This window comes from Prosthecobacter sp., assembly GCF_034366625.1.
GTDB lineage: Bacteria > Verrucomicrobiota > Verrucomicrobiia > Verrucomicrobiales > Verrucomicrobiaceae > Prosthecobacter.
In genome coordinates, this window is record NZ_JAXMIH010000005.1 from 169,376 (window position 1) to 187,670 (window position 18,295).

Below are 18,295 nucleotides of genomic sequence, written 5' to 3' on the forward strand. Positions count from 1 at the left end.
TTATTTCGCGCCGGGGGCCTTGTAGGGGGTCTTCTTTTGCTCGTTGAGCAGGTAGCGCAGGTCTTTGCGCAGTTTTTCGTCCCAGAACTTCGCAAACTCGGGGTCGGGATTCAAAATGTCGGCCAAACCACGCACATGGCCAAGGTGATCGATGACGGCGACGCGGAGATCGTGGATGTATTTGTCATCGGGTGAGAGGCGGTCTTTTTCCGGCATGTCCTGCACGGGGCGGAACTGCGCCTGGCTGGTCATGAACTTGCGCACGGCCTCCTTTTCGCCGTTGAGGAACCACCAGTTGGCGTCATCCGCGATGCCGAGGGTGGTGGCGAATTTCTTCATCATCTCGGGCGTGTCCTCGGCATCGAGCGTGAAGCTGAGGAAGTGCAGGTTGGGTTCATTGCCGAATTCTCCGTGCAATTTTTTCAATTTCGCGATCACGGCGGCACAGCCACGCGGACAACGCGTGAAGACCCAGGAGATGACGAGCACCTTGCCCTTGAGCTCCTCAAGATGAACTTTTTTTCCGCTGCGCTCGGTGAGTTCGAGGTCTTTTTCGAGTCGGCCGAGGATGGGCGGACGGTTCACGTCATTGTCGATGCGTGAGCGATAGATGAGGTAGTTGTAAAAGACGACGATGCCGAGCACGGCGATGATAATGGGCGCCCAGATCGAAAGGGGATGTAGTGGAGTTTTGGCGGGAGGTTCGTTCATGGCGGTGGCGGGTTACGCGCGTTTCCAGGCGAGGATGGATACGAGCAGGATGGCCGGGAGATACATCAGCGTGCAGAAGAAGAGTTTGCGCGCGGTGGGACGTTCAGGCTGGCGGTTGAAGCGCAGCGCGAGCACACAGAGCCAGCCGCTGAGCAGCAGCGCGGGAGGCAGGAACCACCATGCATGGGCCACGCCGGCATAAACCGGGTAAAACATGAGCAGCACCGTGCTGATCGAATAAGCGAGAGCGTGCTGTGAGGTGCGCGCACCTTCCTCATCATCGTTGGCGAGCATCACGAAGCCGCCTTTGCGATACTCGTCGCGATACATCCAGTTGATGGCCAGGAAATGCGGGAGCTGCCAGAGGAAGAGCAGCAGGAAGAGGTAGATCGCACCCGGTTCGAGCATCAGATCCCAGCGGAAGTGCGTCGCAGACCCGGCAGGCAGCGGGCCTGCAGCGCCCGCCCAGCCGATGAGTGGTGGTAGAGCGCCCGAGACAGCACCAACGAGCGTGTTGGTGGCGCTTTGACGTTTCAGCGGTGTGTAAATGAAGAGATACACCGCCAGCGTGAGCGCGGTGAGCGCTGCGGCCTCCATGTTCACGCGAATCGTGAGATGAATCAGCGCCCAAGCACTCAACAGCCAGCCGATGCCAAAGGCGGCGGAAGGACTGACGCGACCCGAGGGCAGGGGACGATCCGCCGTGCGCTGCATGCGTGAGTCCGGCTCGATTTCCATGAGCTGGTTGAACACGGCGGCACCGAACGCGGCGAGCGTGCTGCCGATGATCGTATGCACCAGCAGCCAGACATCGAAGCCCTTGGGCGCACGCAGCCAGAAACCAACGAACGTGGTGACGATGACGAGCGCACTGAGGCGGAACTTCGTCAGGGTCAGCAGGTCGCGGGTGGTCATGGCAGGCTAGCGGAAAAACTTCTTCGCCTTCTCAAAGAAGCTCTCCTCCATCGGAGAGGTTTGTTCGCCGAGAGATTGGGCGAATTCATCGAGCTTCTCGCGCTGTTCGGCGCTGAGCTTCGTCGGCACGGCAATCTGGACGTGAACGTAGAGATCCCCGAAGCGGTCTTCCCCGAGGATTTTCATGCCTTTGCCACGCAGACGGAAGGTGGTGCCATTTTGCGTGCCAGCGGGGACTTTGACGGCAGCCTTGGCCTCCATCGTCGGCACGGTGATCTCGCCGCCGAGGGCTGCGGTGGCGAAGGAAAGCGGCATGTCGCAGTGCAGGTCGTTGCCTTCGCGTTCGAAGATCTCGTGCGATTTGACTTGGATGACGATGTAGAGATCGCCAGCGGGGCCGTTTTTGAGGCCGAGGTCGCCATTGCCGCTGGAGCGCAGACGTGAGCCGTCTTCGATGCCTGCGGGCACTTTGACGCGGACCTTGGTGCGTTCTTTGGAGCGTCCGGTGCCGCTGCAGGTACGGCAGGGATCGCTGATCGTCTCGCCGCTGCCACTGCAATCGGGACAGGTCTGCTGAATCTGGAAAAAGCCGCGCGAACTGATGACCTGGCCGACACCACCGCAGGTGCGGCAGGTTTTTTTGCCACCACCGCCGCTATTGGAACCGGTGCCGGAGCAGGGTTTGCACGAGGCGCTGCGCTCGTATTCGATCTCACGCTCCACGCCATGCGCGGCGTCTTCGAGGCTGATCTCCATGCCGTAACGCAGATCACTGCCACGCTGCGGGCCGTCGCGACGACGACCGCCTCCACTGCCGCCACCGAAGAATTGCTCGAAGATGCCACCGCCGCCGCCACCGGCGAAGACTTCGCGGAAGATGTCGAAGGGATCGTGGAAACCACCGCCACCACCGGCGGACGGGCCGCCCATGCCACCAGAGAAGGCGGCGTGGCCGTAGCGATCATACGCGGCGCGTTTTTGATCGTCGCTGAGCACGTCGTAGGCTTCGCCGACCTCCTTGAACTTGCCCTCGGCGCTCTTGTCGTCCGGATTTTTGTCCGGATGAAATTTCACCGCGAGTTTGCGGTAGGCTTTTTTTAGATCCTCAGCAGAAACGTCGCGGGAGACGCCGAGGACTTCATAATAATCGCGTTTGTCAGCCATGTGGATGTGAAAAGGGGTTAGGCCGCAGCAGGACCGCTGGAAACGATGACGCTGGCAGGACGCAGCATGCGGTCCTTGAGCTTGTAACCACGACGCGTGACGCGGATGACGGTGCCTTCGGCGACTTCAACGCTGGCTTCCTGTGCAACGGCCTCATGCATATTCGGGTCGAAGGCTTTGCCCTGGGCTTCAATTTCCTGCACACCGCTGTCGCGCAGAAAATCCTGGATCTGGCGGTTCACCATGTTCATGCCCATGAAAATCATCGACTTCTCGGATTCGGCACGTGCGGCTTCGAGGCCCATGTCAAAATTGTCGATGATGGGGAACAGGGCGCGCAGCAGGTCGCCATTGGCGTAGGTGCGGGTTTCCTGCGCCTCGCGGGCGGAGCGCTTGCGGAAGTTGTCCAGCTCCGCCTGGCTGCGGTAGGCCAGATCTTTCCAGCGATCCACTTCCTGGGTGAGTGCCGTGATGGGATCAAGCGGCGGCGCTGCTTCGGCAGGAGCGTCGGTGGCTGGATTGGGAACGGCTTCGGGCGGTGCTTGCTGGGTCGTCTCGGGACTCGGCTCGGTCATAGTTTTCGCGGGGTTTTGGGGGGCCGCGACTATGCCGTCTTCTGCATGGCAATCAAGGTGATGTCATCATGTGAGCGCCGACCCTTCAAAAAGTGCTCCAAATCGGCGATGATGCCGCCGATCACCGCCTTGGGGCCATGGGGGGCGTGCTTGGCCAGTTGCTCCTGCACACGCTCTTCGCCGAATTCAATGCCCTTTGGGTCCATGGCCTCGTTCACACCGTCGGTGTAGAGCAGCAGGCAGTCGCCGGGCTGCATCTCGAAGCTTTCGTCCTTGGTGACGCGTTCAAACACTGCGCCCTTGTCGATGCCGACGCCGAGGCCGGGCGGATGAATCGCCTCGACCTTGCCCGTGGCCTTGCGCCAGAGCAGGGCGGCGTTGTGCCCGGCGCGTGCGATCGTGAGCTTCGAGCCGTCTTTGTCCACCACGACGTAGGACATGGTGATGAACATGTCCTCCCGGATGTCCGGGGCGATCTGGCGGTTCACCGCAGCCAGCACCGCGCTGGGCGAGGCTGCGGCTGCGGCCTTGGCACGCATGAGCGTGCGGCACATGACGGTGATCATGGCGGCGCCGAGGCCTTTGCCGGACACATCGGCGATCACGGCGCCGAACTTGCCCCCCGGCAGCTTGAGGAAGTCAAAGTAGTCGCCGCTGAGCGTGCGGGCCGGGATGTTCTTGCCTGCCACGATGAATCCAGGCACCTCGGGGTCACGGTCTGGCAGCAGCACTTGTTGGATCTGGCTCGCATTGAGGAGTTCCTGCTGGTCCATGCGGTTCTTGGCGGCTTCTTGATGCGACATGGCATTTGCCAGGGCGAAGGCAGACTGCTCAATGAGCGAGTTGAAGACCTCGAAGTCGTTCGCGTTGTAATTGCGGCCTTCTTTGGGCGAAGTGACGGCCAGTACCCCGAGCCTGCGCGTGCCAAAACTCAACGGACCGATCATGGCAATGACGTTTTGCTGGGTGGGAACCAGATTGGCACCCAGCCGCGCGTCAGTGCCGAGATCCGGCACCAGCTCCGTCTTTTGCTGGGTGTAAATGCTGCCGAGCAGCCCTTGGTCCAGCGTCACCGCCTGCATGCGCAACGTGCTCAGCAGCGTGGCGGAATTGTCCTTCATCTGCTGCTGCACGCGCTCCGGGACGATGATCAGCGGGGCGCAGAAGTCGGAATAGTGCCGTGGCACCAGATGCTGAGTGGCCTCGTCGATGAGGTAGAGCGCGCCACCCGTGCTTTGGGTGACTCGGATCGCGCCCTCGACAATCAGCCGGTACATCGACGCCTGCTGGTCATCCCGCCAGATCGCCTCTCCGAGATCGTGCAGATAGTGAAACATGCGCCGTTCCTCGGCCACAATCGCCTCTTCCTGGGCACGCAGCTCGGCGATGGAATGCTTTTGCTGCCGTGCAATTTTGGCCAGCATCACGAGTCCTGCCGACAGCAGCAACACGATCAGGACAAGAAGGACAGTGGTCATGGGTTCAAACGGCGTTCCCGGCTCATCCGGGCGGGCGCCTCAGGCGGGAACAGCAGCCGTGCCAGCCTCCAGCTCTTTTTCCAAAAACTCGATCACGTCGTGAAACCGGCACTCATTCGCATCACTCACCTCTGCCAGGGCCTGATGAGCAGAGAGCACATGCTCGGTCTGAGCCGCCTTGCATTCCGCGCTGGTTTCACCGCAGTGCTGCAGGGCGTTGCAGGCCTCCTTGCGTTCATCAGTCCAGAGATTGCCCTCGACATCCAGTTGTAGAATATGATCCAGCCCCAGGCTGGTGAGCAGTTGCAGATTGCGCTGGTTGGCATTCAAAACGCTCAGTGACCCGCCGCCTGACTCGCGCAGGTTCAAGGCCGCGCCCGTCAGCATGCCCAGAAAAGTGGAGTCCATCATCGGGCAGCGCTCCAGATCGACGACGAGATTCGTCATGCCCTGGGTGATCACCCGCTGGAGCGCTTTCTTGGCCTGCAGGCTGTTTTGAAACGTGCCTCGTCCGTCCACCCGCATCCAGAACACACGTCCGATGGTGCCAACGAGAATGTGAGTGGGAGGGGTCATGCTTGGTGTTATTAGTTCCAGAGCGCGGACTGCTGGCTGACCAGTTCTTCCTTGCCTCGCAGGACGCTCACGCGCCATGCGACCACACGGCCGCTTTTTTGATATTCCTGGCCGGTGATCTGGAATTTGGAAATGTTGCTGCGGCGGATGTCATCGACGATCTGCTCCTGTACACGTTTGCTCAGGCCGGAGAGCGCCTGCTGATATTCAAACCGTACCGTCACTGGTTCGCTGCGGTCATCAGCCTTCCAGAACACGGTGTAGTAATGACCGAAGCGATCCATGATTTGTTCCTTCGTCACCGCGCCATAGACGTGATGCTCGCGCTCAAAGAGAATCGCCGGATCCTGCGAGCGCGGCTGGTAGTTCGGCATCAGATGGTAGTATTTCACCTTGCCGATGCGGCCTCCCGGACCCTCGACTGCACTGGAGCACGCGGAAAGAAAAAGGGCCAGGATGGCAAGGCATCCGAGGCGGAGGCAGGGGGGGCGTGTCTCTGTCGTCATGGAGGGGTGAATATTGGATTGAGATTCAGCATGTCAACGTCCCCTTCGATTCTTTGACTGTCCGAAGGACATAATTCACAAAAGTGAGACTGGATCGACGTCCCAGGTCACGATTACGTCGTTTGGCAGCGTCGTCGCCTCGATCACGCGCTGAATGTGGCGGCACAGCGGGCGGATTTTGGGCGAACGCAACAAAAGCTGGTAGCGGTACTGCCCATGCGCCTTCGCCATCGCACACGGAGCCGGTTCGCCCATGATCACGCCTTCCGGCAAACCTTCCAACAGCCGGCGATGCAGCGTTTGCAGGGCAAATTCCGCCATCGTTTGATGTTTTCCCCGGCTGGCCAGCAGCACGACGTGCGTGTACGGCGGGTAGTGGAACGCCCGGCGCTGCTCCAGCTCCTGCTGCGCGAAGCCCTCGAAGTCGTTGTGGCGGGAAAACTGCACCGCAGGACTGTGCGGGGCATACGTTTGCACCACGACCTCGCCTTTGACCTCTCCGCGTCCGGCGCGGCCCGCCACCTGCACCAGCAGTTGCAGCGTGCGCTCCGCCGCGCGGAAATCGGGCAGATTGAGGGCCAGATCGGCATTCAACACGCCCACCAGCGTCACATTGGGAAAATCGAGGCCTTTGGCGATCATCTGCGTGCCAATGATGAGATCCAGCTTCTGCGCCCGGAAATCCCGCAGCAGGTCGCGGAGCTGGTTTTTGCGCTGAATCGTGTCCGTATCGACCCGGGCGATGCGCGCCTGCGGAAACACCTCGCGCACCACTGTTTCGACTCGTTCCGTACCAAATCCGGCGAATTTCAGTCCCGGTTCCTGGCAGGACGGGCACTTCGACGGCGGCAGCCTTCGTGCACCGCACACGTGACAGACGAGGCGGTTCTCGTGCTTGTGCAACGTCATCGGAATGCTGCAATCCTGGCACTGCACCGTCTCGCCGCAGCCCAGGCAGGTCAGCGAGGTGTTGAAGCCGCGCCGGTTCAAAAACAGGATCGTCTGCTCCTTCTTCTCCAAACGTGACGTGATCGCCGCCCGCAGCTTTTCAGAGAGGATGCCCGCGTTTGCCACGCTCGTTCCCGTGCCTTTGCGCCGCTCCATGCGCATATCGACGATGCGGATCAGCGGCAGCGTGCGTCCATCGGTGCGCTGCAAGAGCTTGAGCAGCTCGTACTTGCCGCTGGCGGCATTTTCAAAGGATTCCAGGCTTGGTGTCGCGCTGCCAAGCAGAACGACGCATTTTTCAAGGCTGCCGCGCACCACCGCCACATCACGCGCATGGTAGCGCGGCGTTTCGTCCTGCTTGAACGACGGTTCGTGCTCCTCATCCACGATGATGATGCCCAGCCGCTCCAGCGGCGCGAAAATCGCGCTGCGCGCTCCAATCACGATGTCGGCGCGGTCCTCGTGAATCTTGAACCATTCATCGTGGCGCTCGCCATCGCTCAAATGACTGTGCAGGACCGCGATTCGCTCGTGGCGGTCGGAAAAACGCGCCTTGAAGCGCTCAATCGTCTGCGGCGTCAGCGCGATCTCCGGTACCAGTACCAGCGCCGTGCCGCCACGCTCGATCACGCGTGCAATAGCCTGCAAATACACCTCCGTCTTGCCGCTGCCCGTGATGCCATGCAGCAGGATCGGTTTCGATTTCTCCGCCAAATCAATCGCTGCCGCGATGCGTGTGTAAGCCGCCTGCTGTTCGTCTGTGAACACCAGCGCCTGGCTGGGCAGGAACTCCTCGTCGTGAAACGGATCGCGCTCCACACGCACCTCGCTGCGCGTGATCCAGCCCGCCTTGAGCAGTGGTTTGAGGATCGTTGCCGCACGTGGCACATCCTGACGGATCTGACTCAGCGTCGCCTCGCCTTTGAAGCTGCGCAGGATATCGAGCACCCGTGCCTGCATCGGCGCTTTGTTGCGCAGTTTCTCGAATTCCGCCGGGGCGGGCTCCTTCACCAACTTCAGATGGCTGTCCATCACGAAGCTGCCTGGTTTGTCGCGCACCGCCTGCGGCAGCATCGTGCGCAGTACCGTATGCACCGAGACGACGTAATATTCCGCGATCCAGCGCGCCAACTTGAGCAGCCCCGGCGTGAACATTGGCCGCTTCCCGATGAGCGAGGCGACTTCCTTGAGTTTTCCACGATGCGGCGACTCATCCAGCAACTCCAGCACCACCGCGTTCACGCGGCGGTTTTGCAGTGGCACCATCACCCGCGATCCCACCACCAGCTCGTCCGCCAGCGTCTCGGGAATCGCATAATCCAGCTCCATCGCCGCTGCGCCTTCGAGCTGCACGCGGGCGACGCGTGTCTCGCTTGGCTGCGGGCCCGGCGCATCCACCGCCATGCCAAACAGATCGCTCTGCTTTGGCTTGGAAGGGTTGTTCGGCGGGGTTTGCGGCATGCGGTCATCCTAGCCGCCGTGAATCACACGCCAAAACGATTCTTCTTTTGAGAAACGAACACGCCCGTGCCATCGTTCCCACGCAGCAGCACGGAGCGATACGGCATGTGGGACTTTCTGACAGAGCACTGGCGCGACGGCGTGGAGATCATCATCCTCGCCGCGCTGGCGTATCATGGATACCTGTTTTTCCGTGCGACACGTGGCGCGCGCATTCTGACGGGCCTGCTCATTCTGCTGCTGAGCCTCGCACTCATCTCGCTTTTGCTGGAGCTTTCGGTCATCAGCGGGCTGTTGCAGCGCTTCTCGGTCTTCCTCGCGATTGCGCTGGTCATCATCTTCCAGCCCGAATTGCGCCGCGTGCTGGCGGAACTGGGCAGCAGCCGCATTTTTTCCTTCAACCGCCCCGATCCCGAGGCGCTGGACGTGCTGATGGAGGCGATGCAGCAGCTTTCGTCACGCCGTTGCGGGGCGTTGTTCGCTTTGAAGCGTGGCATTGATCTCAAGCCCTATGCCGAATCTGGCATCGAACTGGATGCGGTCATCTCGGTGGAGCTCATCACCACCATCTTCCACCCCAAGACCTCCCTGCATGACGGCGGCATGATCATCGACCAGGGCCGCATCGCTGCCGCTGGCTGTGTGTTTCCTGTGAGCCAGAGAGATGTGCAGGACCGTGCCATCGGCCTGCGGCATCGGGCCGGCATGGGCATTTCCGACGAGACGGACGCCATCGCGCTGGCGGTGTCTGAGGAAAGCGGTGCGCTCTCGCTATGCTATCAGGGCAGGCTCGAACACGACCTGGAGCCGGATGAACTGCGTAACCGCATCAACGAAATCCTGAACGAAGGTTCGGGCACAGGCGCGGCGGAACCCCAACAGGAGGGCGGTCATGAACTGGGGTCATCGATTTAAGCAGCTGTTCACCCGCAACTGGCGCGAGAAGCTCATCTCGATCCTGCTGGCGTTTTTGTTCTGGTACATGATCAAGGCGCAGGATGCGCGCTCCACGCAGCCGCACCCCAGTGCCCGGCCCGCACCTGCCGCACCCGCTGCGCCTGCCGCACGGCTTTGACACTGGCGGCGTTTTGCGTTAGAACGCGCGTCCTATGTCTGAAAAGCGCCAGTTCTTCGGCACCGACGGCGTGCGTGCCGTGGCCAATCGTCATCCCATGACCCCTGAGTTCGTCATGCGCCTCGCGCAGGCCGCCGCCGTTGTGCTTGGCGGCAAACCGGCGGGCGGGGAGCGCCCCAAGGCCGTTCTGGGCCGCGACACCCGTGCTTCCGGTGAAATGCTGGAGGCCGCTCTCGCCGCTGGCCTCAATTCCGCCGGTGTCGATGTCATTCTCGCCGGCCAACTGCCCACGCCGGCCGTGGCGATGCTCAGTGCACAGCTTGGAGCGCATTTTGGCGTCGTCATCTCAGCCTCGCACAACCCGTTCAAGGACAACGGCGTCAAATTCGTCCATGGCGACGGTCACAAGCTCAACGACAAGACCGAGATAGCCATTGAGCGCCTCGTGCTTGGCAATGAGGACACGCCACGTCCCGAAGGTCGCGGCATTGGCCGCATCACCACGCTCGCTGATGGCGTGGAGCGTTATGTCACGCACGCAGTCGCTTCGATGGAAGGCGTACGCCTTGACGGCATGCGTGTCGCACTCGACAACGCGCACGGTGCTTCCTCCTACACCAGCGCTCTCGCCTTGGAGCAACTCGGCGCTGACGTTCAGGTCTTCCATTCCGAGCCGGACGGTTTCAACATCAACGAGGAGTGTGGCTGCACGCACGCCGAGGAGATCGAACGCATCGTGCGCCAGTCTCAGGCACAGGCGGGCATCGCGCATGACGGCGATGCGGATCGCATCGCGCTCTGCGATGAAGAAGCCATCGCCCTTGATGGCGACGAACTCATGGCCATCGCCGCTGAAGCCATGCTGCGCAAAGGCACGCTCAAGCAGAATACGCTCGCCGTCACCGTGATGAGCAACTACGGCCTCGACGACCTCGTCTCACGCCTTGGTGGCCGCGTCATCCGCACCGGCGTGGGTGATCGTTATGTGCTCGAAGAAATGCGTTCACGCGGCTTGAACCTCGGCGGCGAGCAGAGCGGCCACATCATCTTCGGCGACTGGGCAACGACCGGCGACGGCCTCATCGCCGGCCTGCAAGTCCTGCGCATCATGAAGGAAACCGGCGAGACGCTCAGCCAGCTCCGCAAGTGCCTGAAAAAATTCCCGCAGTGCTCCCGCAACCTCCGCGTGCGCACCAAGCCGCCCATCGACCAGCTCGTCGAAGCGCAGAAAATCATGAAGGAGACCGAAAAGAAGCTCGGCGACTACGGCCGCGTCCTCCTCCGCTACTCCGGCACCGAATCGCTCATCCGCCTTCTCGTCGAAGGCCGTGATGTCGAATACCTCGAAGCCCAGGCCGATAAGATCGCCTCCGCCATTCTCGCGCAGATTGGGTAAACTCATCCCGTTATGAAAGACCACTTTGAATCAGCCTTGGCGATTGGATCCTGCATCCTCATCGGCTGCGGCACGATTGGCATGGCGTTTGGAACACTGCCTGGACTGGTGGCAGGTGTTGTATCCATTGTCGTTGGATTCCGGCTTCTTAACCAAGCCTGGCAAATGTCAAAAAAACAGTGACGTGAGCCACTACTTCATCACCGGCACCGACACCGACGCAGGTAAGACCTACGTCACCTGCCTGCTGCTGGAGGCTTTAAAACGTGCTGGCAAACGCGCTGCGGGGTTCAAGCCCTTCGTTTGCGGCCAGCGTGATGACGCGATTCATCTCGCCAACGCCAGCAGTGACGGTTTGACCGTCGAGGAGGTCAATCCGGTCTGGTTCAAAGTGCCAGCCGCGCCCTACGCCGCCGCCTTGATGGAAAACCGCCGCTTCGAGCTGAACGAGGTCATCGCCAGCTTCCACGTTCTCGCGCAACGCCATGATCACGTCCTCATCGAAGGTGCCGGTGGCTGGGAAGTCCCGCTAAACGAATTCGCCACCATGGCCGACTTCGCGCAGCGCCTCGTACTGCCTGTCATCGTCGTCGTGAACAACAAACTCGGCTGCCTCAACCACACCATCCTCACCGTCCGCAACATCCAGGCCCGTGGCCTCACCTGCGCTGGTATCATTCTCAACTACGTCCACGATGAACGCGACGCCGCCAGCATCAGCAACCGCATGGTGCTGGAGCATTTCCTTGATGTGCCCGTCCTCGCCGAAATCATGCACGGCGAGACGGAGATCGAGTGGCCCTTGTGAGTTGAAAGTAAAACAGTCACGGAGTCGTGGTTGACAAGGAACTCGGCCACATTTCCAATCGTGGCAATGGCAGGCACGTGCTCGTCATCACTTTCAAAACATCATGAAAACATCCCTCATTCTGTGCCTGGCAACCCTGATTGGCGCTCCTCTGGCGTTCGCCGACAAATCCGTTGATTTCCCGAAGGCCGCCCCCCTCCTGTCCGTCTCACTGCCTGACGCCTGGGAAGTGGATATCGACGACGACGGCCTCATGGCCACGCCTTCGAAAGATGATGACAGCGTGATCGTCGAATTCGTCGAACTCGAAGCGGCGCTCGCCGATCACGATGCCGCCGTCAAAGAGGCCAAAGAGACCATGGCTGAATTCAAAAAAATGAAGTATGACGACATGGAGAAGGGCGAAAAAGACGGCCTGGGCATCACCATCATCAACGCCACCGGCGAAGACGAGCACGGCAAGGCCTTCATCAACCTCGTGCTGCTCGCCAAGCCAGGAACCAAGAATTTCATCCTGATGTCCTGCATTTCGTCCAAAGAAGGCAGCGACAAGCATGGCGCGGCCATTGGTGCGTTGATCCAGTCACTGAAGGCCAAATAAGCCGGTTTCAGCCTCTGATTCACCTGAGCGACCCCTTTTTCACCTCTTGAAGAAGGGTTTTTTTTATTTTAATCCACACTCACACATCCCATGAAAGCATCCCTCCTTCTCTGCCTCACCGTTCTCGCGCTCACGCCGCTTGCGAATGCCGATCAAGTCATCAACTACCCTGCCGAGAAACCGATCTTCTCCATTGCCTTTCCGGACGGCTGGAAAGTGGAAACCGATGACCAATCCGTCTCCGCGTCGTCCGCAGACGAGCTCGTGAACATGGAACTCATCGCCCTGGATGCCGATGAGGCCGCCAGCGCCATCGACGATGCCAAGGAAGGCCTCGAAGAAGAGCTCAAAGGCATCAAATGGCTCGCCGAGCCGGAGAAAGGTGAGATCAATGGCATCGGCGTGACCTTCCTGAACGGCAACGTGACCGTCGAAGGCGTGAAGATGGCCGTGAACTGCGCCGTGTTTGCCCCCAAGAAGACGGACAAGTTCTTCATGCTCTTCAATATCATCCCGCTGGAATCGCTGAAGCAGCATGGCGACGATGTCAGCAAGGTGCTCAACTCCATCAAAGGCAAATGAGCGAAGAACCCTCCGCCATTGCCGTGAAGACGGGCGTTTCTGTCGCGTGGGTGATTTGCGGCGTTCTCTTCATCGTGCTTTGGATCATCGCCCATGTCGCCTGGGGCATGATGTCCTTGATGGCCAATGTGATGGCCAATGACTCGGGCGCAGCCTCCGGGGATACACACATGACGCTCATTGTTGGCATGCTGGGCGGTCAAATCCTCGCCGGTGGGGCCGGTATTCCCGCCGGGCTGGCCTTTTTCTGGCGCGGCAGGCGCAAACTGCTGCTGTGGCTGTTTGCCGCTCTCTTTGCCAGTGGCGCACTCATCCAGGCCGGTGTTTTCTGGTCCTTCTTCTCTTCCATGCCATGAACAAGCCTCTCATTCTCTCCGCCCTTCTGTTCTCCAGCCTCCCCGCCTTGGCGGAGCCACAAACGTTGTTCTTCGCCCAGGAAAACGCCAAGGAGTACACACGCATCTCGTTGGTTATTGATGGCGACCAGGTCACCGGTACGCAGAACTGGCTGCCGAAACAACCCGATGGACACGGCGCCCACGGCACGCTCGAAGGCATCGTCACCGGCGGCGGCATCATCCAGGTGCTCTATTCCTACACCATCGAAGGCTCCGAGCAGGCCGAGGAAGAGGTGCTCAAGCTCGATGGCGACAAGCTCTTCATTGGCGAGGGCGAGCTGCAGGAAGACCCCAAAAACAGCAGTCGCCTGAACCTCAAGGAGCCCAACAAGGTTGCCTTCAAGAAGGCGCTCAAAAAAATCCCCGCCACCGAGCCGAAAGCCGGCACGCCTGAGCGCAAAGCGGTCATGGATGCCATGCGTGACCCGGTGGCGAAGCAGGCAGGCACCCCTGTGCTCTTCACCGGCAATGTGCGTGTGAGCGGCTCATGGGCACGCTTCCAGGGCGATGTGCAGACCACCGATGGCAAGAAACCGAAAAACGCGGACTTCTCCGACTTGATGGAGCTCGATTTCTTCGCGCTGCTGAAAAAGAACGAAGACGGAACGTGGAAGGCCGTACACCACGGCTTCGCTGGAGACATCGGCATCGCCGAGGAAGCGCAGGAGAAATTTCCCGAAGCTCCTTGGGTGCTGTTTCAATGAGTCACTGGCTTCATGATTCGCCGCAGCGTTGCCACCACTCCAAGCCCCGTCAAAACTCCCAGCGCCATCGACGGCGGGATGTCGCTGGGCCAGTGCGCACCGCAGTAGATGCGTGAGTACGCGACCGCAGCGGCCAGCAGATACATGATGAGGCCAGCACGGCGATAAAAACACGCGATGACCGTGGCGGCCGCGAACATGTTCACGGTATGACTGGAGGGGAACGACTTGCCGCGGACTTCGCCGTTCGGTTTACACACTTTGACCACTGGCTTCTCGAACAATCGCATGAACGCAGGCGAGGCGGTGCCGAGATCGCGCACGATGACGCTTTCCATCGCATCACGCGGTCGCACGCGACCGATCGCCTTCTTCAGCGTGTTTGAGATGACGCCATCACCGAGACCCACCGCGACCCCGAGGCACAGCAGCATCACGCGCGCGCGTTTGCCGCCTCGCCAGCCGGTGAAAAGCACCGCCACAATGATGAGCGGCAGCCAGGCCTCGATGGCGGAGAGCGCCGGCATCAGCCAGTCCAGCACCGGATGCGACCACGCGGTGTTGATCTGATGCAGCAGGCTGAGATCCCAGGCGTTCATTGTGGGCTCACAGGTTTCCAACTTTTCAAATTCCGCCCCAGATACACGCTGAACTCACGCGTCTCCTGCCCCAGCGGGATGCGGATGTCGCCACGATGCTCCAGTTTCTCGAAGGCCTCGGTGAACACGGCATTTTGCAGCAATGTCCCTTCCGTCGAAGGATCGAGGATCAGCGCATCGTGGCCAATGTGTTCCTCCGGCCCCGGCCAGATTTCATACTGCGACTGCACCGTGTCACTCGGCTCCCAACGATACAAACGTGGATGTGAGGGCATGTAGAACGCCATCTGCGCCGCGTGGTAGCGATGCCCGAGCGCCATGACGAAAGTTTTGTCACGCTGCGGCACCTGATTGAGAAATTTCTGAGCCTCGATCCCCGCCTCGCGCCAACCACGGATGCTGGCGAGCTTGTTGATGCTCTTCAAATCCGTGGCGAAAACGATGACGAGCAAAAGATGCACGATGAGCACGAGCACCCCGCCGACACGCAGCGACCAGCGTTCCCAACCGGGATTGGCTGTCTTCGGCAGCAGTCCGCGCATCCATGCAGCCGCCAGCACAAACGCGGGCACAAAGAACGCCGCGGGCCAGTTCGGATTGATGCGCTGGCGTAGCGCAAGCACCGCAAAGCACGCCAAAGCTGGTGCAGAGGCCAGCAGCAGAAACAACGCGGGCCGCGTGAGCTTCGCCCGTTGCTTCAACGCCACAATCAACGCCGTCACGAGCGCCACGAACGTCACCGGCGTGTAGATCAGCGCCTGCAGGCCCACGTTTTCCAGTGTGCGTCCGATCCACTTGCCAAAACTGCGCGTCTCACCGTCGAAGTGGTGCTTGGTGTGCTCCAGCGTGATCCAGGCATGCTCCTGGTTCCACTTCAGCACCGGAATGATGAAGGCCATGCCGAGGACGATGGCGGCCCACATGCGCGGATTGCGCAGAAGACCCCGGTCTTCGCGTGAGACCGCCGCGAACACCAGCATCAGCGCCGGGAACGCCAGCATCATCTGCTTGCTCAGCGTGCCGATGCCGATCACGAGAGCCAGCGCGAGCCAGCGTGTGTTGCACGTTGGCTTTTGCGCCGCCAACCAGAACAACAGCAGCGACAGCGTCCAGCACAGCAGCAGCGGCGCGTCGATGGTCAGCAGCAGGTTCAGCCCCGCGTTCGCAATCGTCAGCAGCACCAGCAAGGCGGTGAGAAACGCGGTGCGCGCATCAAACAACACGAGCGCGATGCGGTGGATGATGATGAGCGTCGTCGTCCCGAGCAGCAGTGCCGCAAACCGGATGCCCCATTCTGCATTCCCTGTGAGCCAGCCGATCACGCCCATCATCCAGCCGATCATCGGCGGTTTGCTGTAGTAGCACCAGTCCGGCCTGCGGCCCCAGTCCCAGTAATAAGCCTCGTCGCCCGCCAGATCCGCGCCATTCACAAACAGCAGCATCACACCGACACGCACGAGAAAAACGGCGGCCAGCAGCCACCAGAAGCGTTTGAGCCAGGTCGAGGAGTCAGAGTCGGAGATCACAGACATGCAGGCACACGATAGCGGTGCATTGCGGCTGTGAAACCGGGAATCCAATGTGTTGATCTTGTTTCTTGGCAAACAGCCGCCGGGGCGTCATCATCGCGACGTGAATCTCCGTCTGGCCATCGCTTTGCTGCTGCTGACCGTCTCCACGGCCAGCGGCTTGACGATTGTCGGCTACGATCCTGCCGTGAACGACCGCTTCGCCTCTGGTTACGCCTCCGCACCGGTGGGAAACAGCTCACTCTCCTTCCTGGGCAATGGCTATGATCTCTCCGGCGTGGGCTGGAGTTCCACAGACAGCACGCGGAGCTTCGCGATGATCAGCGACCAGTACTTCGTTTATGCCAATCATCACGGACCTGGCTCCACGCTGAACTTTTTTAGCCCGACGCTGGGCTCCGTGGTGAGCTATGGCGTCAGCAACACCTACAACTTCACCTTCAACGGCCAGACCAGTGACTTTGCCATCGGCATGCTGTCTTCGGCACTGGACGGTGCCCATGGCATCACCAGCTATCCCATTCTCGATCTGCCGTTCACCATCGATTACCTCGGACTGCCGGCTCTCATTTACGGTCACGGCTCCAATGGCCCGCGGCTCGGTGCCAACACCGTCGATGTCGTGCTGCCCTACAATTTCCCCGGAGGCACCGGCAATGACAGCTACGGCATCGGCTACAGCTACAACAGCAGCCTGCCCGGTGATTCCATGTTCGAGAGCGGCGACTCCAGCAGCCCAACCTTTATCCCATGGCATGGACAGCTCGCCCTGGTCGGCACACACTCGGTGACCGGCACCATCAGCGACACTCCGTATTCCATCGACAACCTCATCGCTGTCTATCTCGATCAAATGACCACGCAGGGCATCGACTTCAGCGTCGTTCCCGAGCCGTCGCGCGCCATGCTTCTGCTCGTCGGTGCTTGCGCCGTGCTGCGGCGCAGGCACCGTGCGCCACGGGAATGATCAACGACACGGCGCAACAGGAAATCGACTGGCTCTACAGCACGCAGCTCTTCGGCATCAAGCTGGGACTCGACAATGTGGAGCGGCTGCTGCGCGAGCTGAATCTTCCCGCACACGGACAAAAATTCATCCACGTCACCGGCACGAACGGCAAAGGCTCCACCTGCGCCTTCATGCATTCGATCCTGAAGGTCGCGGGCATCAATGGCGGGCTCTTCACCTCACCGCATCTCATTCATTTCGGCGAGCGCATTCGTGACGCGGAACGCATGATCACGTCCCCAGAGATCGCCGCTGGCATCGCACGCCTGCGTGAGCGTGTTTCCGACTGGAACCCGCATCCCACCTTCTTCGAACTCACACTCGCTCTCGCACTGGAATGGTTTGCGCAGCGGAACAATCCGTGGGTCGTGCTCGAAACCGGTCTCGGTGGCCGCTTGGACGCCACGAATGCGATCACGCCCGCTGTCACCGTCATCACACCCATTGGTTGGGATCACATGGACATGCTCGGCGACACACTGGCGAAGATCGCCGCTGAAAAAGCCGGCATCATCAAGCCCGGAGTGCCCGTGATCACGATGATACAGGACGTGGAGGCGCTCGAAGTCATCCAACGTACCGCCACAGAGCGCACCGCACCGCTCACGATCATCGAAACACCCTGGAGCGGTGAAACTGGTCTCCCCGGCCCGCATCAACGCTGGAACGCCGCCATGGCTGTCGCTGCGTTGCGTGCCGCCGGCTTCGATCTCGATGGCAACGTGATCACTCGCGGCCTTCTGGATGTTCAATGGCCCGCCCGCTTTCAGAAAATCGGCCCCATCATCATCGACGGCGCTCACAACCTCGATGCCGCTCGTGTCCTCGCTCAAACGTGGCGCGAGCAGTTCCCGAACGAGAAAGCCGCGATCATCTTCGGAGCGGTCTCCGGCAAAGACACCGCCGCCGTTCTGCGCGAACTCGCGCCCATCGCCGCTTCTTGGCATTTCACCGGCTTTGACTCGCCCCGTGCGCTTCCTGCGGCCAAATTGCGCGAAATCTGGACGAGTCTCGACCTTGAATCGCGCTCTGTGACCATGCACGAACGCATCGGCGATGCATTGCAGACCGTGAACGAAAAGGATCGCGTTTTAATCGCCGGTTCACTCTATCTCGCCGGTGAATCGCTTGCCTTGCTCGAAAACAAATCAGCCGTATTTGAGCGGAGTGCTCAGTAAAAGTACGATGGACACTCTTGTCCGTCGATCCGGGTGTCGCGAACACGCTCGACTTTGCGGAGAGCCGACAGACATGAGTGTC

The 18,295-nt window shown here is 60.5% G+C and carries 21 protein-coding genes; 11 read left to right on the forward strand and 10 right to left on the reverse strand.

All coding sequences use genetic code 11. The features are described from left to right. The 8 genes from U1A53_RS01690 to priA form a co-directional block, all read right to left on the reverse strand. Positions 1–711 carry an SCO family protein gene (locus U1A53_RS01690; RefSeq protein ID WP_322278620.1) on the reverse strand — a complete coding sequence of 237 codons (711 nt, stop codon included), beginning with the start codon at positions 709–711 and terminating at the stop codon, positions 1–3. Positions 712–723: 12 nt separating this feature from the next. Then, on the reverse strand, positions 724–1,626 hold the full coding sequence (gene cyoE, locus U1A53_RS01695) for a heme o synthase (RefSeq protein ID WP_322278621.1): 903 nt from the start codon (positions 1,624–1,626) through the stop codon (positions 724–726). Positions 1,627–1,632: 6 nt separating this feature from the next. Continuing rightward, on the reverse strand, positions 1,633–2,790 hold the full coding sequence (dnaJ, locus tag U1A53_RS01700; RefSeq protein ID WP_322278622.1) for a molecular chaperone DnaJ: 1,158 nt from the start codon (positions 2,788–2,790) through the stop codon (positions 1,633–1,635). A 17-nt stretch (positions 2,791–2,807) separates the two neighbouring features. After that, a complete protein-coding gene (gene grpE, locus U1A53_RS01705) occupies positions 2,808–3,365 on the reverse strand; it encodes a nucleotide exchange factor GrpE (protein WP_322278623.1) in 558 nt (185 codons plus the stop codon). A gap of 29 nt (positions 3,366–3,394) precedes the next feature. Further along, positions 3,395–4,843 carry a GAF domain-containing SpoIIE family protein phosphatase gene (locus U1A53_RS01710; protein WP_322278624.1) on the reverse strand — a complete coding sequence of 483 codons (1,449 nt, stop codon included), beginning with the start codon at positions 4,841–4,843 and terminating at the stop codon, positions 3,395–3,397. A gap of 39 nt (positions 4,844–4,882) precedes the next feature. Continuing rightward, positions 4,883–5,419, reverse strand: a complete 537-nt coding sequence (locus U1A53_RS01715; protein WP_322278625.1) for an STAS domain-containing protein — start codon at positions 5,417–5,419, stop codon at positions 4,883–4,885. Between the two features lie 11 nt (positions 5,420–5,430). Further along, a complete protein-coding gene (locus U1A53_RS01720; RefSeq protein ID WP_322278626.1) occupies positions 5,431–5,925 on the reverse strand; it encodes a hypothetical protein in 495 nt (164 codons plus the stop codon). Between the two features lie 75 nt (positions 5,926–6,000). After that, positions 6,001–8,334, reverse strand: a complete 2,334-nt coding sequence (gene priA, locus U1A53_RS01725) for a primosomal protein N' (protein ID WP_322278627.1) — start codon at positions 8,332–8,334, stop codon at positions 6,001–6,003. Between the two features lie 66 nt (positions 8,335–8,400). Here priA and cdaA point away from each other — a divergent pair, with 66 nt between their 5' ends. The 9 genes from cdaA (at position 8,401) to U1A53_RS01770 (ending at position 13,898) form a co-directional block, all read left to right on the forward strand. Beyond that, entirely contained in the window at positions 8,401–9,249 is an 849-nt protein-coding gene (gene cdaA / locus U1A53_RS01730) for a diadenylate cyclase CdaA (RefSeq protein ID WP_322278628.1), read from the forward strand. After that, positions 9,227–9,409, forward strand: a complete 183-nt coding sequence (locus U1A53_RS01735) for a hypothetical protein (protein WP_322278629.1) — start codon at positions 9,227–9,229, stop codon at positions 9,407–9,409. The genes cdaA and U1A53_RS01735 overlap by 23 nt, the downstream gene beginning before the upstream one ends. A 34-nt stretch (positions 9,410–9,443) precedes the next feature. Then, complete coding sequence (gene glmM, locus U1A53_RS01740; protein ID WP_322278630.1) at positions 9,444–10,805, forward strand: phosphoglucosamine mutase; 1,362 nt, start codon at positions 9,444–9,446, stop codon at positions 10,803–10,805. 12 nt (positions 10,806–10,817) lie between these two features. Then, positions 10,818–10,988, forward strand: coding sequence for a hypothetical protein (locus U1A53_RS01745; RefSeq protein WP_322278631.1), 171 nt, complete (start codon positions 10,818–10,820; stop codon positions 10,986–10,988). A 1-nt stretch (position 10,989) separates the two neighbouring features. Further along, on the forward strand, positions 10,990–11,613 hold the full coding sequence (gene bioD, locus U1A53_RS01750; protein WP_322278632.1) for a dethiobiotin synthase: 624 nt from the start codon (positions 10,990–10,992) through the stop codon (positions 11,611–11,613). Between the two features lie 103 nt (positions 11,614–11,716). Beyond that, on the forward strand, positions 11,717–12,214 hold the full coding sequence (locus U1A53_RS01755; protein WP_322278633.1) for a hypothetical protein: 498 nt from the start codon (positions 11,717–11,719) through the stop codon (positions 12,212–12,214). Between the two features lie 90 nt (positions 12,215–12,304). Continuing rightward, positions 12,305–12,796, forward strand: a complete 492-nt coding sequence (locus U1A53_RS01760; RefSeq protein WP_322278634.1) for a hypothetical protein — start codon at positions 12,305–12,307, stop codon at positions 12,794–12,796. Then, complete coding sequence (locus tag U1A53_RS01765; RefSeq protein WP_322278635.1) at positions 12,793–13,152, forward strand: hypothetical protein; 360 nt, start codon at positions 12,793–12,795, stop codon at positions 13,150–13,152. The genes U1A53_RS01760 and U1A53_RS01765 overlap by 4 nt, the downstream gene beginning before the upstream one ends. Continuing rightward, complete coding sequence (locus U1A53_RS01770) at positions 13,149–13,898, forward strand: hypothetical protein (RefSeq protein WP_322278636.1); 750 nt, start codon at positions 13,149–13,151, stop codon at positions 13,896–13,898. Before U1A53_RS01765 ends, U1A53_RS01770 begins: the two co-directional genes overlap by 4 nt. Here U1A53_RS01770 and U1A53_RS01775 read toward each other — a convergent pair. Both U1A53_RS01775 and U1A53_RS01780 read right to left on the reverse strand, forming a co-directional pair. Further along, the gene (locus U1A53_RS01775) at positions 13,892–14,497 is read right to left on the reverse strand and encodes a phosphatase PAP2 family protein (protein ID WP_322278637.1); all 606 of its coding nucleotides are present in this window, start codon (positions 14,495–14,497) and stop codon (positions 13,892–13,894) included. The two genes, U1A53_RS01770 and U1A53_RS01775, sit on opposite strands and share 7 nt — an antisense overlap. Next, entirely contained in the window at positions 14,494–16,029 is a 1,536-nt protein-coding gene (locus U1A53_RS01780) for a glycosyltransferase family 39 protein (protein WP_322278638.1), read from the reverse strand. Before U1A53_RS01780 ends, U1A53_RS01775 begins: the two co-directional genes overlap by 4 nt. Positions 16,030–16,129: 100 nt before the next feature. Between U1A53_RS01780 and U1A53_RS01785 the strand changes: the two genes are divergently transcribed. Both U1A53_RS01785 and U1A53_RS01790 read left to right on the forward strand, forming a co-directional pair. Then, positions 16,130–16,993: a PEP-CTERM sorting domain-containing protein gene (locus U1A53_RS01785; protein ID WP_322278639.1), complete on the forward strand. Its 864-nt coding sequence runs from the start codon at positions 16,130–16,132 to the stop codon at positions 16,991–16,993. Next, positions 16,990–18,213 (forward strand): folylpolyglutamate synthase/dihydrofolate synthase family protein, encoded by a 1,224-nt coding sequence (locus U1A53_RS01790; protein WP_322278640.1) that lies wholly within the window; start codon positions 16,990–16,992, stop codon positions 18,211–18,213. Before U1A53_RS01785 ends, U1A53_RS01790 begins: the two co-directional genes overlap by 4 nt. The last annotated feature ends 82 nt before the right edge of the window (positions 18,214–18,295 follow it).